Genomic DNA, 16,549 nt, shown 5'->3' with positions numbered 1-16,549 from the left:
ACCTTTAACATTACTTATCTTCGTTTAAGCCCTTTTCTAACGCTTTCCACGCTAATGTTGCACATTTAATACGTGCAGGGAACTTGCATACGCCTTGTAATGCTTCAATATCTCCTAAATCGATGCTGTCATCGTACTCTTTTCCTAGCATCATGTCAGAGAAAATTTTAGAAAGCTGAAGCGCCTCTTCAATTTTCTTACCTTTTACTGCTTGTGTCATCATGGAAGCTGAAGACATTGAGATAGAACATCCTTCTCCTTCAAACTTCGCTTCTTGCACAATACCTTCTTCTACTTTCATCGTAAGTTGAATACGATCGCCGCAAGTTGGATTGTTCAAGTTAACTGTAACACTATCTTCTAGCACGCCATGGTTACGAGGATTTTTGTAATGATCCATAATAACTTGACGATATAACGTATCTAAATTATTAAATGACATTTGTGAAATACTCCTTTGTCTTGATTAGCGATTCAACAAATGTATCAATTTCTTCTTTTGTATTATATAAATAGAAGCTCGCACGTGCTGTTGAAGAAGCTTTCAGCCACTTCATAAGCGGTTGTGCACAGTGGTGTCCTGCGCGAACTGCAATGCCTTCTACATCTAATACTGTCGCTACATCGTGAGGATGTACGTCTTCAATATTAAATGTAACAAGACCAGCGCGATGCTTTGGACCATAAATTGTAACGCCATCTACTTCTGATAGTCTTTCTAAAGCGTATTGCGCTAATTCATGCTCATGCTTTTCAATATTATCAAGACCGATTTCTTCTAGAAAATCAATTGCCGCACCAAGTCCGATTGCATTACCGATAATCGGTGTACCTGCTTCAAACTTCCACGGAAGCTCTTTCCAAGTAGATTCTTGTAAATCTACGAAATCAATCATTTCACCGCCAAATTCAATTGGCTCCATATTGTTTAGCAATTCTTTCTTACCATATAATACGCCGATACCTGTAGGTCCGCACATCTTATGAGCAGATAATGCGTAGAAATCACAGTTTAAATCTTGTACATCTACTTTCATATGAGGTGTACTTTGTGCACCGTCAACGACCATAATTGCGCCATTCTCATGTGCGATTGCTCCGATTTCTTTTACAGGGTTAATCGTTCCAAGTACATTAGAAACATACATGATAGAAACGATTTTTGTATTCGGTGTAATTGTTTGACGAGCATCTTCTATTGAAATTGTCCCATCTGGTTGAAGCGGAAGATATTTTAAAGTTGCACCAGTTTTCTTCGCAACTTGTTGCCACGGAATGATGTTACTATGGTGCTCCATGTAAGAAATAACGATTTCATCGCCTTCTTTTACATTTTCAAGACCATAGCTAGCCGCTACTGTATTTAATGCAGTTGTCGTTCCGCGCGTGAAAATAATCTCTTCCATTGATTTCGCATTAATAAACTTGCGAACTTTCTCCCGTGCACCTTCATACGCGTCGGTAGCTTTCGTACCGAGCGTATGAACACCGCGATGCACGTTAGAATTGTATTCTTTATAGTAACGTTCTAACGTTTCAATGACTTGAATTGGTTTTTGAGAAGTTGCTGCACTATCGAAATAAACAAGTTGTTTGCCGTTCACTTTTTGATCAAGAATTGGAAACTGTTTGCGTATTTCATGAATATTCATTAGCGAACTTTCCTTTCAATTACCTCAACAAGCTGTGCTTTTACTCCTTCAATTGGAAGCTCATTAACTACAGGTGCTAAGAATCCATGGATGACTAAACGTTCTGCTTCGCGTTTTGGAATACCACGGCTCATTAAGTAGTATAGTTGAGTTGGATCTACGCGACCTACTGAAGCTGCGTGACCTGCCATAACATCATCTTCGTCAATTAAAAGAATTGGGTTTGCATCACCGCGTGCTTTCTCATCTAACATAAGAACGCGAGAAGATTGTTGTGCATTTGACTTAGATGCACCGTGTTCAATCTTACCAATTCCGTTAAAGATAGATGTTGCACTATCTTTCTGTACACCGTGTTTTAAAATCCAACCTTCAGAATGTTTACCGAAGTGAACAACTTTAGTTGTAAAGTTTTGTGTTTGGTTACCACGGCCAATTGTTACTGTTTTCGTATCAGCATATGAACCGTCGCCCATTAAGTTTGTAACGTTCTCTGAAATTGTGTTTCCGTCATTCATAAGGCCTAGAGCCCAATCAACGCGGCCGTCGCGTCCAACAATACCGCGGCGGTTAACGTAAGTTGTTACGTCTTTTGCTAATAAATCAACCGCACCGAATTTCACTTGTGCGCCTTGTTCCACGATTACTTCTGCTACGATATTTGCAATACCTTTAGCATTTTCATTTGCAACGTAGTTTTCTACATAAGTTGCAGTACTGTTCGCATCAGCTACGAATAATACGTGGTTATATACGTTAGCTTCTTCGCCGTCTACTAAGAATACAGCTTGAAGTGGAGTTTCAAGAACAACGTTTTTCGGAACATATACGAATGCACCACCGTTGATTAATGCAGCATGAAGTGCAGTTAGACGATGCTCGTCTACCTTCACGCCGTCTTTCATTAAGTACTTTTGTACTAGTTCAGCATGCTCTGTTGCAGCTGTTACGATGTCTGTGAAAATAACACCTTTTTCTTTTGCTTCGTCTGCTAAAGAAACGAATGCAGTTGTACCAGTACGTTGCACTAATACGCTGTTATTTTCATCGATTAAGTTTTTCACTGCTTCTGGAAGCTCTGTTAAAGAACTTACAGGCTCTTGCTTAGCAGCGTCGCCTTTTCCGATAAAGTCCCATTTGTCAATTTTCGTTTTATCAGGAGTTGGCATTGGAAGTTCAGTTGCTTGTGCAAGAGCTTGTAAGCGGAACTCAGTCAACCAAGCTGCTTCGTTTACTTCGCTTGCGCGTTGACGGATTGTTTCTTGATCGAAAGGTAATGTACCGATTGTCATGTTTATGCTCCTCTCTTACGCTTCTTGCTCTGTTGTTTCGTCTTCAATACCTAATTCTTTTTTAATCCAGTCGTAACCTTCAGCTTCTAGACGTTGTGCAAGCTCAGGGCCACCAGATTTAACGATACGACCGTTCATCATAACGTGAACGAAGTCTGGAGTGATGTAGTTTAATAAACGTTGGTAATGCGTAATCATTAGGCAACCGAAGTCTTCGCCGCGCATTTCGTTAATACCTTTAGATACAACTTTTAATGCATCGATATCAAGACCTGAGTCAATTTCGTCTAAGATTGCGATTTTTGGCTCAATCATCATTAATTGAAGAATTTCGTTACGTTTTTTCTCACCGCCAGAGAAACCTTCGTTTAAGTAACGTTGTGCCATTTCTGGATCCATTTCTAGGAATTCCATGTTTTTATCTAATTTACGGATAAATTTCATAAGAGAAATTTCATCGCCTTCTTCACGACGTGCGTTAATTGCAGAACGTAAGAAGTCAGCGTTTGTTACTCCGCTAATTTCACTTGGATATTGCATTGCTAGGAATAGACCTGCTTGCGCGCGCTCGTCTACTTCCATTTCTAATACATCTTCACCGTCGATGATGATGCTACCTTCTGTTACTTCATATTTTGGGTGACCCATAATTGCAGAAGATAAAGTTGATTTACCTGTTCCGTTAGGTCCCATAATTGCGTGGATTTCTCCACCTTTTACTTCAAGGTTTACACCTTTTAAAATTTCTTTGCCATCAATTGATACGTGTAAGTCTTTAACCGTTAATGTAGAACCAGCCATCTCAATACCTCCATTAATCCTATATATACATTTTAAAAATTCCTAAAACGTTCATATTCTCATTTTATTCTCATTCTAATTTTATATCAAATAAAATGATATCGCAAACGATGAAAAAAAGTAACAATTTTTTCACAAATGTATATAAGTATTTCACTTGCATCCTTATATGATACACCTTTCTTCTTATTTATATAAAGAAAAAAGGACTGGTAAATTTCCAGCCCTTTCCTTATATTTATTCACTTACCGGAAGTACAGCACCTTTATATTCTTTATTAATAAAATCTTGAATTTCTTTTGAATGCAGTACTTCTACTAGCTCCTTAATTTCTTTTTTCTTCTCGTCACCTTTACGAACTGCAATAATATTTGCATACGGAGAGTCTGATCCTTCAATCGCAATCGCATCCTTTGTTGGATTTAATTTTGCATCAATTGCATAGTTTGAATTAATAAATAATGCATCACCTTCATTATTTTCATATAACTTCGGTGAAAGACCAGGCTCTACATCTGTTTTAAACTTTAAGTTTTTCGGATTTTCTACAACATCTTTTACTGTTGCTTTCACAACATCTACTCCATCTTTTAATTTAATAACGCCACCTTTTTGTAACAGCGCTAGCATACGGCCACGCTCCGCTACGTTATTACTCATAATCACTGTCCCGCCATCTGGTAAGTCTTTTAAGCTTTTATATTTCTTAGAATAAATGCCCATTGGCTCTAAATGAATTTTTCCTGCGTTTACAATTTTATATCCTTTTTCTTGAATTTCTTTATCTAAGTAAGGAATGTGCTGGAAGTAGTTTGCATCAATTTCCTTATCCGCTAACGCTTTATTCGGCAGCACATAATCTTGGAATTTTTTAATTTCTAATTTAATACCCTTTTTCTCTAATATCGGCTGTGCCTTTTCTAAAATAACAGCGTGCGGTACGTTAGAAGCTCCCACAACAAGCTTATTCTCCTCTTTTCCTCCGCAAGCAGCTAATGTAAATACAGACAGCGCTGTAACAACTGACAATAGAATCTTTTTCATATGATGTCCCCTTCTCCCGTATAATTATGTAGTTATAAAAAAGGCTGGCATACACCAGCCCTTTTACAGCAATTATTCTTTTACAGGAACAACTGCCCCTTTATATTCTTTATTAATGAAGTCTTCGATTTCTTTAGAATGTAATACTTCTACAAGAGCTTTAATCTCTTTCTTATCTTTATCACCTTTACGAACAGCTACTACGTTTGCGTATGGTGAATCATTACTTTCAATTGCAATTGCATCTTTTTCTGGGTTTAACTTCGCATCAATTGCATAGTTCGAGTTAATTAGAACCGCGTCGCCTTCTTTATTGTTATACACTTGTGGCAATAAACCAGGCTCAATATCTGTTTTGAATTTCAAGTTTTTCGGGTTATCCGCAATATCTTTTGGAGTTGCTTTAACTGGATCTACCCCGTCTTTAATTTTTAAAATACCTTCTTTTTGTAAAATTGCTAGACCACGTCCATGGTCAGCAACTGAATTACTCATAATAATTGTCGCTCCATCTGGAAGTTCTTTTAAGCTCTTATATTTTTGAGAATATACACCAATCGGTTCTAAATGAATCTTTCCTGCTACTTCAAAATCATATTTTTTATCTTTCATTTCTTTTTCTAAATACGGAATGTGCTGGAAGTAGTTTGCATCTAAATCCTTATCCGCTAACGATTTATTTGGTAATACGTAGTCTTGGAATTTTTTCACTTCTAACTCAATTCCTTTTTTCTCTAATAAAGGTTTAGCCTTTTCTAAAATAACCGCATGCGGCACGTTAGAAGCCCCCACAACTAGTTTCTTTTCATCTTTATCTTTCCCGCCACAAGCAGCTAACCCAAAAATTGAAGTTGAAATCAGTGCTGTCAGTAATAGTTTTTTCATTTGAAACATCCTCCCGTTTTTTATTATCGTTTATCTATTCGAGTCGTTACACGATCACCAATCCACTGAATGAAAAATACAACTAATAATACACAAATTGTCGCAACGATTGTTACGTCGTTATTTCCTCGTTGGAATCCTTCTAAATAAGCAAGTGTTCCAAGACCACCAGCACCAACAACTCCCGCCATTGCTGTATAGCCCACTAAAGCAATTGTCGTAACCGTAATACCAGATACTAACGCTGGTAACGATTCTGGAATTAACACTTTCAAAATAATTGTGCTTGTTTTTGCTCCCATCGCTTTTGAAGCTTCAATTACACCTTTATCAATTTCGCGAAGTGCAATTTCAACCATTCTTGCATAAAATGGTGCCGCTCCAATAATTAAAGCTGGAAGTGCTGCACTCGCTCCAAGAATTGTTCCAAGCAAAATCTTTGTGAATGGAATTAATAAAATGATTAAAATAATGAACGGTATCGAGCGGAAAATGTTTACGAAAGCTCCAATCGCTGTGTTAACCGCTTTGTTTTCCCATAAATTATCTTTCGCTGTCATAAAGAGTAACAATCCTAAAATGAGTCCTAAAACAAATGTGGCAAGAGCGGCGATTGCCGTCATATATAACGTTTCACCAGTTGCTTCCAACATTTGATTCCAATCAACATTTGTGAGTAACTTATCCATGTGCAATCACCTCCAGCTCTACTTGATCTTGATGTATTCCCTCTATTGCTTGCTGAATCGCTGTTTCCTCACCATTTAAATGAACAACTAAACTACCGTAAGAGCCGTTATTCGTTTGTGCGATATTTCCTTGCAAAATGCTAACTTCTATATCACTGCGTTGCATTAATCTTTGAAGTACTGGTCTTTCTACCGCTTCACCGATAAACTGCAAACGAACTACTTTTCCATCTGGATATTTTTCAATTAAACTTTCAATCGTTTCATTTGTATCTTCAGAATCCGTTAACTGCTGTACAAATCGTTTCGTAATGTCTTGCTGCGGATTACGGAACACATCAAGTACTGGACCTGTTTCTACAATCTTCCCTTTTTCCATTACTGCAACACGATTACAAATCTTTCGAATTACGTGCATCTCATGTGTAATGAGTACAATCGTTAAACCGAGACGTTTATTAATATCTAATAATAGATCTAAAATTTGATCTGTCGTTTCTGGATCAAGAGCTGACGTTGCTTCATCACATAAAAGTACTTGCGGATTGTTAGCTAACGCTCTCGCAATACCAACACGTTGCTTTTGTCCTCCGCTCAGCTGAGATGGGTACGCGTCTCCTCTTCCTTCTAATCCAACAAGATGGATTAACTCATCCACGCGTTTTCTTCTCTTCGCCTTATCAACACCTGCAATTTCAAGTGGGAACTCAATATTTTCACGTACAGTTCGTGACCAAAGTAAGTTGAAGTGTTGAAAAATCATTCCGATTTCTTGCCTTGCCTTACGAAGTTCGCTTCCTGTAATCGCTGAAATCACGCGATTTGCAATTGTAATTTGGCCTGAAGTTGGTTTCTCCAACTGATTGAATAATCGAATTAAAGAACTTTTTCCAGCGCCACTATATCCGATAACACCAAATATCTCACCTTTCTCTATTTTTAAATTGGCATTATCTACAGCAGTGACATCACCGCTTTTTGCTTTATATATTTTCTTTACATTCTCTAATAGAATCATGGTGTATCACCCCTTTTTTGTTTGGATCGACTCCGCAATTTTTTATGTTTAATGCGTGTAGTCCACCATTATCATTACTTTCATTATTTGAATGTCCTCCACATTCAAACAACAAAAAAACCTTTCCGCTTTAGAGAAGCAGAAAGGTTTATGTGCGTATATAACAACATTATCCCTCTCTCTCATCTCTCAAAGCATTTGCTTTGCAGGAATTGGCACCATTTCAACATAAAGTTGACGGTTGCCGGGCTTCACAGGGCACAGTCCCTCCACCTCTCTTGATAAGAGAAATCAGATTACATTTTCGTCTGATTTGTAATTTATGAAATTATCTATATTTTATGAATTGAATTGTATCAATATCCACACACCATGTCAACAGAAATTTTCGCAAAAAATGAAACTTCAGAATTTTAAGCACCTACTGACATCGGTTTACATATATGAAACATCGATTCAACTAATAGCATCGTTCGATACGTTCCCGAATATTGTACACGTCCATCGTTCATTAACATTTGCAATCGTACATTGCCGTTCACCAATTCTTTTACATCTTCTTCATCTACACACACAATTTGCTCTGTTCCTCTTTCTTCTTTCAACAGCTCTATATAATCTCTTGAAATTTGTAACGAACAACTTTCATCTCCAAAGCGGAAATTAACAGTTTTTTCTCCTTGTCTTAAAAGCGGTTCTAAATGATATTGACCATTAGCGTAATTTACAAATGATTGCAGCAAAGAATATAATTTCACTCTAAATCACATCCTTCATATCACTTTCTATTACACATACCATTCCCTCTCACTAAAGAGCAATCCTGTTATTTTCGCTCGACAAATACTGTAACCACCCTGCATCTCGACATATTTCCCGAGAAATATGTCGAGGCGGCAAAAACTTTGCCGCCTACTTTAATTCCGTATATAAATATTCAACCGAATGAAATGCGTATATCTTCTTCATCAGTGTCCCATTTTCAAAAACAAGTAAACAAGGTACACTTTCGATCCCATACTCTTTCGCGAAATGCGGAGCATAATTTAAATCTAACATTCCAATTTTCAAACCTTCAATTGTCATCTCAACGACAGTTAACATCTTTTTTGCTAATTGGCATGTTCCACACATTGGAGTATATACATATAACACTGTTTTTTCTTCATTCTCTATTAGAGCTATAGCTTCGGCTCCTGTCCAGTCAATCACTTCTATCATTCCTTACCGTAAATATTCTGTATAAACGTCAATGTCAGCTCCCCATAATACATTTGCTAAGTGTGAAGATGGCGCAGTTGCCACTTCTCGGTACGAGCGATCAATATAAATATGCTCTGCTTGCGGGAATTCTTTTCGAAATTGTTTCCTTAACTTTTCTCCAGCATCATCAGCATCCACTAGTACATACACTTCCTTATCAAAAAACTGATCAACGAGCTCATCCATTTTCGACAAACCAATTGTACCATTTGTACAAACAATTTCCACCGGTTCCCGAATAATAGATTCAATCTTTCTTCTATCTGATGTACCTTCTACAATAATGACTTTTTCTACATAAACCATATGTCATCACCCGATCACCATATACTATACAACCTTTAACTTAGTATATAGTATATTCGTTATTTTCATGTTGTTTCCTGTTTATTTTTGCAAAAGAAAAGCGCAAGCGGCTCGTTCAGATTGCGAGGGGGATGGAGCTTCTGACGTAAAGGCGCTTTTTGCCTTGCAAGAAGAAGCGAAAACAGCTAGAACTATATAAAGCTTAAAACAAAAAAGTTTTTCCAAAAAACGTTCTCCCACACGATAATTAGTATATGATTCTACGTTCATTATTTTACATAAAATAAAAAAGGACAGCACAAAGGCTGTCCTTCAGTCGACTATAATTAGTCTTGGTTTGTCATTTCTGCATATTTTTCAGCAGTTAATAACTTCTCAACTTGGCTTGCATCAGAAAGTTCAACTTTAACCATCCATGCACCCTCGTATGGAGATTCGTTAACAAGTTCTGGTTGGTCACTTAATTCTTCGTTTACTGCTACAACTTTACCGCTTACAGGTGCGTATAATTCAGAAACTGTTTTAACAGATTCTACGCTTCCGAATGGCTCGTCAGCTTCGATTGTTGCACCTACTTCTGGAAGTTCAACGAATACGATATCGCCTAGCTCACTTTGTGCAAAGTGAGTAATACCGATAACAACTTCATTACCTTCAGTTTTTACCCATTCGTGTTCTTCAGAGTAACGTAAATTATTTGGAATGCTCATGACTGTACCTCCAGTGAATGTATTAATTATGTAAAAATACCTTATTGGTACTTTTTCCACACACTTTCAAACTGCTCTTCGTTAAAACCAAGTGTTACCTTCGTTCCATCTGTTACAATTGGACGTTTAATCAACATGCCATCAGATGCTAAAAGCTCGTACATTTCGTCTTCACTTGCATCTTTTAACTTATCTTTCAGACCAAGTTCACGGTAACGCATTCCACTTGTATTAAAGAATTTTTTTAATGGTAATTCACTTTTTTCATGTAAATTACGTAAATCTTCTTTTGATGGTGGATTTTCAACAATATGAATCATCTCATATGCTACATCGTTTGCCTCAAACCATTTCTTTGCTTTTTGACATGTGCCACACTTTGGATATGAATAAAATGTTACTGTCATAAATTCACCTACTTTTTTACTAACCTTTACCTTTATCATATAGAAAACGTTTTATTATTTCAAACGATTATTCGCTAAACTTTTACTTATTTCGTGATAATTTTTAATAATCCTGCAAATTTTTCTTATTTTTCCGCCATTTGTTAAGAAAAAATAACTATATAAATTTTTTTAGATTCTTCTCTTATCACTCGCCGAACATATATCTTAAACAAACGTTTGATTAACTCCCCTTTTTTCTTTGTTAACCCTTGAGCTGTATCGCTTTCTTCCTACCGAACATACTTCTTAAACAAACGTTTGATTACATTCCTATTTTTCCTTGTTCCCCCTGAGCTCCATCAGTTTCTTCCTACCGAACATACTTCTTAAACAAACGTTTGATTAATCCCCCTTTTTTCTTTGTTCACCCCCTGAGCTCCATCAGTTTCTTCCTACCGAACATACTTCTTAAACAAACGTTTATTTAAAAAATAAGAAGCCTAGTTTACAGGCTCCTTCATTATCGACTTAAATAATCTGCAATTGTTTGAAATACGACGATATACATATTATGAATGCTTTCTTCAGTATTTCCGCCATTCGATAAACCAACTGCCCATTGTTGCCCTTCACCACTTCCAATATTTGCAAACCCTTGCGTATACATCGCATTTACATCTTTTCGGGCACTGTTATACTCTATCCCTTTTGTAATAAAAATCGAATATGATTTATCTTGTAAACCGATAAAAAATACTGGTTTCTTTAGTGATGAAAATACATTTTTATATTGCTCTGTTGAGGCTTCTTGAAAGTGATCTTTCATTATGAGAAAACCATCTACTTCCTTAGATTTCTTTTCCAGTTCCTCTAACTTCATTTCCTCAAACTTTACATTCCTAAACGTATCTTTCGGTTTTTCTCCAACAACTCCAATTACGAGTGCTCTTCCGTTATATTCTAATTTCTCTCCTTCTTTATCCTTTGCACACCCAGCACTCGCTAGGCATATCAATATAAAAACTAAGAAATACGATAAACGCTTCATTTAGCACCCTCCCCTTCTTTTCAGTCAAGTGACAAAAACGTAAGGTTCATTCAAGAAAATGTAAGCAAAATCGATAGCCCAAATTACGTTTCTATATTATAATCAATTGAATTTACTTACATTACTAAACATAGGAGATTATCATGAAGAAATTTAAACTTTCATCTTTTCTTCCGTTAAGTTATATACTTCTACTCGTACTCGTAAGTCCCCTTTACGATGTATTAAATAAATCGACTGTACACGCAGTAGATGTCACAACTGTAGTAGATGATTGGATTCCATTTGTGAAAGCATTTATTATTCCTTATTTACTTTGGTTTCCTTACTTATACGGCGCACTTATTTATTACTGCTTTGCAGATCGAAAACAATATTATGTCACTTTAAGTAGTATCATTCTTGGAAAACTTGCTTGTTTTTCTATTTATTATTTTTGGCAGACAACTGTACCACGTCCAACAGTAGTTGGATCCGACGTATTTTCCGAACTAGTCCGCTATATTTATAGTATCGATCAACCGGTGAACTGTTTCCCTAGCATTCACGTTCTTACTACCTTTATCATTATGTTAGCTGCCTTTAGACGTAGAGAACAACATGCTTTTGAATATTACATTCTTACCTTCTTCGGTACGCTTATTATTTTATCAACGCTATTTACGAAGCAACATGCCTTTGTAGACGCCATTTCTGGAATGACGCTTGCAAGCATACTTTACTTCGGCGTTCAGCTGTTATTAGCAAAAGAAACGGTACGTGTTCCAGTAAAACAGAATTATAAAATGTAAAAAGCAGACTGTGGCTTCTCAGTCTGCTTTTCTCTATATAAAAGGAGATGTTCAAGTTAAGATTGCGGTACAGTCATATCACCAGAGTGAATACGACCTGCTTTTTTAAGAGCAATGTAAAGTATATAAGAAACAGCTACTGGAATGACGATATAAGTGATTACCATCGCTGGGACAACTTCCCATCCTTCGCTGGAAATTAAATTAATTGGTGCGATAAGAGAACTTAATCCAAGACCTGCAATTTCTTTTCCTGCTTCCAGTTGGAAAATTAATGCTGATACTGGACCAACTATTGCACTGGCGACGACAGTTGGGACGAGAATCATTGGATTTTTAGTGATATTTGGCAACTGTACTTTCGGAGTACACAGAGCTTGAGCTAATATACCACCTAAATTATTTTCTTTCGCTGAGATGACAGAGAATCCGATAAACTGAGCAACGCAGCCTGCAAGAGCAGCACCACCTGCAACACCGTCTAAGCTAAGTGCAATCGCTAACGCAGCTGATGAAGCTGGAGAGATAAGTAATAGTCCCCAAACGACTGCAATAACGATAGAAGCGATGAACGGGCTACCAGCTGAACTATCTTTAATGAATGCTCCAACTGTATTTAAAACGGGAGTAATATTATGAGATAACCAAATGCCGACTAAACCAGAACCTAATATTTCCGCAAATGGAACGAGCATCATATCTAACGCAGTTTTTCCACTTAAACGTTTACCAATATATACAGCTAAAGTCGCTGTTAATAATGCACCGATTGGCTCACCTGTTTTAATAATTAGACCTGCTTCAGTAATTGAAATGGATCCGGCACCAATTGCTCCAGCTACCATAGCCGAGAAAATTACAAGTCCATTTGCACCAAGCATAAAAGCAATTCCGGCACCAATGGCTGGTGCCATAAGTGATTTTGCAACAACTCCGATTGTAATAAGCAACGGAATATCAACAATTCTTCCTATATTTTCGATTAGTAAACCAATTCCAAGGGATACGAAAATACCTTGTGCGATTCCAGCTGATGCTTTAAATACACGAGACATTATATATTCCTTCATTTGTTTCACCTTCTCCTATAAGTTAGTAACCAATTGTTTTCATATAATCACGTAAAATATCGTTTGATTTTGCGAATCGAGATTCTTCATCCTCTGTTAAATTTAGTTCTACAATTTCTCTTATACCATCTCTAGTAATAATAGCTGGTACTCCTGTACAAATATCATATTCACCATACTCACCATCTAAAATGGCTGATACAGCAATTACACGGTGATCATCGTTAAAGATTGAGTTTGCAATATATGCTAGAGAGTTTCCGATTCCGTAATAAGTTGTTCCTTTACGTTTATAAATTTCCCATCCAGCTTTTGCAGTCTTCTCAACAATTTCATCTAAATCTATTTCACCAAATTGATCTTTTTTCTCTTCTAAAATTTGCAGAATTGGTTTTCCACCAACAGTTACGTGTGACCAAGCAACCATTTGAGAATCACCATGCTCCCCTAATGAATACCCGTGAATACTACGAGGATCTACATGTAACATTTCAGATAAAATTGTTCGTAAGCGAGAAGAATCTAGTGATGTACCAGTACCGATTACACGATTTCTAGGTAATCCAGACAATTTCCACACTTGATATGTAATAATATCAACTGGGTTCGATGCAAGTAAGAAAATACCGTCAAATCCACTTTCCATTACGCCACCAACAACACTTTCCATAATCTTCGCACTCGCTCCTAAAGTATCTAAGCGACTTTGCCCTGGCTTTGGTGCTGGTCCTGCTGTAATAATAACAATATCCATATCTTTGCAGTCTTCATAGCTTCCTGCATATACTTTTGTTCTTGTATTTGTAAAGTTAATGCAGTGTGATAAATCCATTGCTTCCCCAACTGCACGTTCATGATTTATATCAATTAATAATAGCTCTTCGCAAATGCCTTGATTGACAATGGAATATGCACAACTTGATCCAACTAATCCAGTACCGATAATCGCAATTTTTCTTGTATGTCTTTTCATAGCAATCTCTCCTAATTGATCATATAATCTATTTCTTTTGTTCCTTACACTCCTAATTATAGAGGTTCCCACGATAGAAACCATGGATACTTTGTGAAATATTGAACAAAGTTTTGTCCTTTTTGTGAATTGTTATATTACATTTTCGTCATATTTGTTACAACTGGAAAAATATTTATTATGTATTTATTGACATATACAAAAAGAAAACGAGCGAATAGATTCGCTCGTTTTCTTTTTCCTGTTATTCCGCACTTAATTGGCTTTTTAATTGTTGTACAATCATCGGATTTGCAGGTGCTGCCGGTTTGTAATAACTCTTTTGCTTTGCGTACTCATACATATTACGTTGGCGCATTTCATCTTGATTACGAATTTGAATTAACGTTTGGTGTAACTGTTCATTATCAGACTGAGCAATATAATTTGCATAACTTGTTAAACTTGCATTTAATCCTGCTAAATAATCATTTACCATATCTTTTTCATTCATCTTTCGCTTCCTCCTATCCTAAGAAAGTCATTAATTGTTGTTTCGTATTTCGTGCATCTTGCGCATCTTTTTGTAGCATTTGTTTCAGTTGTGGATCTGTACATGTCTGTGCATACTGCTCCAACTTGTTAATAATTGTTGCGTGTCCACCAATTAAATGACGTAAGTTTTCTACTTCAAGCTCTGTTAAATTTTGCATAGAATACTCCTACCTTTCTTTATTCGTTCACTGTTAGTATTTAGCTATTTTTTGATTGTATACATAAATTAACTTTTTCACGTGCATACAAAATAAAAGATGAATAGCTAAGCCATTCATCTTTTATACTGGTTATGTATTTATTTTTATAGAGATACAATCATACTTATACTCACAAGTAAGTTCCATACAATATGTAAAATAATACTAGGTATAATAGATTGCGTCTTTTTATATAACATTGCAAATACCATTCCCATAATCGTTGCCGTAATTAGAAGACCTCCATGAAGAATTCCAAAAACGAAGGAAGAAATCATGATACTAACTAAAAAATTATATCTCTTTTCTAAAAATCGATATAAAATACCTCGAAATAGAATTTCTTCTTTAACCGGTGTAATGATAGCAACACTTAACACATATATAATACTTTGTATGCTATTTTGAAGCCCTAAACTCCCTAATTGTTCCTTTTGTTCTACTGCACTTTCAAAACTAAATACATGTAACATTAAATATTGTGATACTGCAATGATAATAAAACCAATTAATAGATATAAATATGTCTTCCCACTCTTCAAAACGGATAAATCCCAAATAGATTTAATAAAATGAAGAACCGGTTTATAAGCTAATAAAACGATAGCAACAACAGATGCATCAAATAAGAGCAAATAATATCCTTCTAATTTAGTACTTAATGCTTCTTCTCCATAAATCCCAAAGGCTAAACCAAGGAATAATCCTCCTAGGAGTGAAATCCCTATAATCATTGCTATCATTACAAATAGATTTTTATATGTTATATTCTCTATTTTTCTTTCTGCACTATACGCTTCTAACACTGTTTTACTCACAGTATCCCTCCAGTTATTCTCATTTATATCATTAAAATCCTTTAATTTAAATATAAAGATAATATAACAAATTTTACAAAAAGAATAATATGCAATTTTACATATTATAAAAACTTTATATTTTATAGTTTTAGGAATAGAATTGCTATGCAATAATTATTATATGAAATTTCAAAAAACACTTCCTATTCACCATAACCCTCGCATCATATAAAACTTATTAGTTAAAGGAGCAATGAACATGAAAACACATGACTTCCTTACAGAAATCCAGAAGGGCTCTGAGCCTAGTCCATATCAAGATCCCTTCGTATTCGGCTTCGTTTGCTTTTTCTTAGCAATATATACATTTTTCAAACCTGCAAAATAATATCATTTAACAAGAAAAAGCCTCTAAACCACTAGAGGCTCTTTCTCATCTAATCTTTTGGACTCATACGCACTAAAAAACCTTAGAATCGCTTCTAAGGTTCCCAGTTATCCATATTCAAGACACTATACTGATAAGCAACGAAAGAATTAATACTCCAACTACCAATCCGCCAGTTAATCGTGCTATAAACTTCTTTTGTGCGCCCGCACTTGAAACGATAAAACGGAAGTATAATATACCTCCTATCGCAATAAGAATACATTCCAATATGATACTAATAGCCGGAAATCTCCACAATCCAAAACCAAGCATAGGTAAATCCCCGTAATTGCCCGGAAGTAACGGCAAATCAGCACGGTGCACAAGTAAATCTAAAATCCAATGACTAAAAACTACAGCCCCTATAACAAAACCACTCCGCTTTCCCCAAAACCTTTTCCCCACTATTCCTGCAACAAAAGCAATAAACAGTGCTCCTATTAAAGAATGTGTGTAATCCGCATGAATGATTGCCTCACCATAACTATTCCTATTAATAGGTTCAATTGTCTCTACTTCTAAAATATACAGCGGCAAAAAAATGATATCCAACAATTGTGAGCTTACCATAAGAGCCCAAAGTGGTAGTTTAGGTGATTTGGCTTTTACTACTGCCGCTAAGCCAAAATGTCCTGCAAACATTTCACTTCACA

The 16,549-nt window shown here is 36.1% G+C and carries 21 protein-coding genes and 1 riboswitch; of the genes, 1 reads left to right on the top strand and 20 read right to left on the bottom strand.

From position 1 onward, the window contains the following. Window positions 1–10: 10 nt before the first annotated feature. The 14 genes from sufU to ACTFRN_RS23265 all read right to left on the bottom strand — a co-directional run bounded on the left by sufU (window position 11) and on the right by ACTFRN_RS23265 (window position 11,098). Window positions 11–442, bottom strand: coding sequence for a Fe-S cluster assembly sulfur transfer protein SufU (gene sufU / locus ACTFRN_RS23330; protein WP_000009523.1), 432 nt, complete (start codon window positions 440–442; stop codon window positions 11–13). Beyond that, entirely contained in the window at window positions 432–1,652 is a 1,221-nt protein-coding gene (gene sufS, locus ACTFRN_RS23325) for a cysteine desulfurase SufS (protein WP_001020761.1), read from the bottom strand. The genes sufU and sufS overlap by 11 nt, the downstream gene beginning before the upstream one ends. Further along, window positions 1,652–2,944: a Fe-S cluster assembly protein SufD gene (sufD, locus tag ACTFRN_RS23320; RefSeq protein ID WP_000152165.1), complete on the bottom strand. Its 1,293-nt coding sequence runs from the start codon at window positions 2,942–2,944 to the stop codon at window positions 1,652–1,654. The genes sufS and sufD overlap by 1 nt, the downstream gene beginning before the upstream one ends. Window positions 2,945–2,959: 15 nt before the next feature. Beyond that, window positions 2,960–3,745: a Fe-S cluster assembly ATPase SufC gene (gene sufC / locus ACTFRN_RS23315; protein ID WP_000929157.1), complete on the bottom strand. Its 786-nt coding sequence runs from the start codon at window positions 3,743–3,745 to the stop codon at window positions 2,960–2,962. A gap of 238 nt (window positions 3,746–3,983) precedes the next feature. Further along, window positions 3,984–4,790, bottom strand: a complete 807-nt coding sequence (gene metQ / locus ACTFRN_RS23310) for a methionine ABC transporter substrate-binding lipoprotein MetQ (RefSeq protein WP_000722401.1) — start codon at window positions 4,788–4,790, stop codon at window positions 3,984–3,986. A 72-nt stretch (window positions 4,791–4,862) separates the two neighbouring features. Further along, the gene (gene metQ / locus ACTFRN_RS23305) at window positions 4,863–5,675 is read right to left on the bottom strand and encodes a methionine ABC transporter substrate-binding lipoprotein MetQ (protein ID WP_000735105.1); all 813 of its coding nucleotides are present in this window, start codon (window positions 5,673–5,675) and stop codon (window positions 4,863–4,865) included. Between the two features lie 23 nt (window positions 5,676–5,698). Beyond that, the gene (locus ACTFRN_RS23300) at window positions 5,699–6,364 is read right to left on the bottom strand and encodes a methionine ABC transporter permease (RefSeq protein WP_000359556.1); all 666 of its coding nucleotides are present in this window, start codon (window positions 6,362–6,364) and stop codon (window positions 5,699–5,701) included. Continuing rightward, window positions 6,357–7,382, bottom strand: a complete 1,026-nt coding sequence (locus tag ACTFRN_RS23295) for a methionine ABC transporter ATP-binding protein (protein ID WP_000601777.1) — start codon at window positions 7,380–7,382, stop codon at window positions 6,357–6,359. The genes ACTFRN_RS23300 and ACTFRN_RS23295 overlap by 8 nt, the downstream gene beginning before the upstream one ends. Before the next feature lie 179 nt (window positions 7,383–7,561). Further along, a riboswitch (SAM riboswitch) is annotated at window positions 7,562–7,670 on the bottom strand. A 125-nt stretch (window positions 7,671–7,795) separates the two neighbouring features. Next, window positions 7,796–8,140, bottom strand: coding sequence for a hypothetical protein (locus tag ACTFRN_RS23290; protein WP_000781222.1), 345 nt, complete (start codon window positions 8,138–8,140; stop codon window positions 7,796–7,798). Window positions 8,141–8,294: 154 nt separating this feature from the next. Next, complete coding sequence (locus tag ACTFRN_RS23285; protein WP_014893428.1) at window positions 8,295–8,603, bottom strand: thioredoxin family protein; 309 nt, start codon at window positions 8,601–8,603, stop codon at window positions 8,295–8,297. A gap of 3 nt (window positions 8,604–8,606) precedes the next feature. Next, on the bottom strand, window positions 8,607–8,951 hold the full coding sequence (locus ACTFRN_RS23280; RefSeq protein WP_000263237.1) for a toprim domain-containing protein: 345 nt from the start codon (window positions 8,949–8,951) through the stop codon (window positions 8,607–8,609). 326 nt (window positions 8,952–9,277) lie between these two features. After that, window positions 9,278–9,661, bottom strand: coding sequence for a glycine cleavage system protein GcvH (gene gcvH / locus ACTFRN_RS23275; RefSeq protein ID WP_000026900.1), 384 nt, complete (start codon window positions 9,659–9,661; stop codon window positions 9,278–9,280). 41 nt (window positions 9,662–9,702) lie between these two features. Beyond that, window positions 9,703–10,068, bottom strand: a complete 366-nt coding sequence (locus ACTFRN_RS23270; protein WP_000218967.1) for an arsenate reductase family protein — start codon at window positions 10,066–10,068, stop codon at window positions 9,703–9,705. 502 nt (window positions 10,069–10,570) lie between these two features. After that, entirely contained in the window at window positions 10,571–11,098 is a 528-nt protein-coding gene (locus tag ACTFRN_RS23265; RefSeq protein ID WP_000826900.1) for a hypothetical protein, read from the bottom strand. Window positions 11,099–11,241: 143 nt separating this feature from the next. On the opposite strand from ACTFRN_RS23265, the gene ACTFRN_RS23260 reads away from it, so the two are divergent. Then, window positions 11,242–11,889, top strand: a complete 648-nt coding sequence (locus ACTFRN_RS23260; protein ID WP_088106281.1) for a phosphatase PAP2 family protein — start codon at window positions 11,242–11,244, stop codon at window positions 11,887–11,889. A 56-nt stretch (window positions 11,890–11,945) separates the two neighbouring features. Here the strand turns inward: ACTFRN_RS23260 and ACTFRN_RS23255 are convergent, their stop codons facing one another. From ACTFRN_RS23255 to ACTFRN_RS23230, 6 genes are all read right to left on the bottom strand, one after another. Further along, window positions 11,946–12,959: a PTS transporter subunit IIC gene (locus ACTFRN_RS23255; RefSeq protein ID WP_088106280.1), complete on the bottom strand. Its 1,014-nt coding sequence runs from the start codon at window positions 12,957–12,959 to the stop codon at window positions 11,946–11,948. Between the two features lie 22 nt (window positions 12,960–12,981). Further along, the gene (locus tag ACTFRN_RS23250; protein ID WP_088106279.1) at window positions 12,982–13,932 is read right to left on the bottom strand and encodes an L-lactate dehydrogenase; all 951 of its coding nucleotides are present in this window, start codon (window positions 13,930–13,932) and stop codon (window positions 12,982–12,984) included. 244 nt (window positions 13,933–14,176) lie between these two features. After that, on the bottom strand, window positions 14,177–14,425 hold the full coding sequence (locus ACTFRN_RS23245; RefSeq protein WP_001002987.1) for a spore coat protein: 249 nt from the start codon (window positions 14,423–14,425) through the stop codon (window positions 14,177–14,179). Window positions 14,426–14,438: 13 nt separating this feature from the next. Beyond that, a complete protein-coding gene (locus tag ACTFRN_RS23240; protein ID WP_001180555.1) occupies window positions 14,439–14,624 on the bottom strand; it encodes a hypothetical protein in 186 nt (61 codons plus the stop codon). Between the two features lie 146 nt (window positions 14,625–14,770). After that, window positions 14,771–15,484, bottom strand: a complete 714-nt coding sequence (locus ACTFRN_RS23235; protein ID WP_049110975.1) for a CPBP family intramembrane glutamic endopeptidase — start codon at window positions 15,482–15,484, stop codon at window positions 14,771–14,773. 487 nt (window positions 15,485–15,971) lie between these two features. Then, window positions 15,972–16,538, bottom strand: coding sequence for a metal-dependent hydrolase (locus ACTFRN_RS23230; RefSeq protein ID WP_049110972.1), 567 nt, complete (start codon window positions 16,536–16,538; stop codon window positions 15,972–15,974). Window positions 16,539–16,549 lie beyond the last annotated feature (11 nt).

The sequence above is a fragment of the Bacillus cereus group sp. MYBK245-2 genome, from assembly GCF_051916145.1.
Taxonomy (GTDB): Bacteria; Bacillota; Bacilli; order Bacillales; family Bacillaceae_G; genus Bacillus_A; species Bacillus_A pacificus.
Note: the sequence above shows the minus strand (reverse complement) of the source record. Positions and strands in the feature narration are given on the sequence as shown.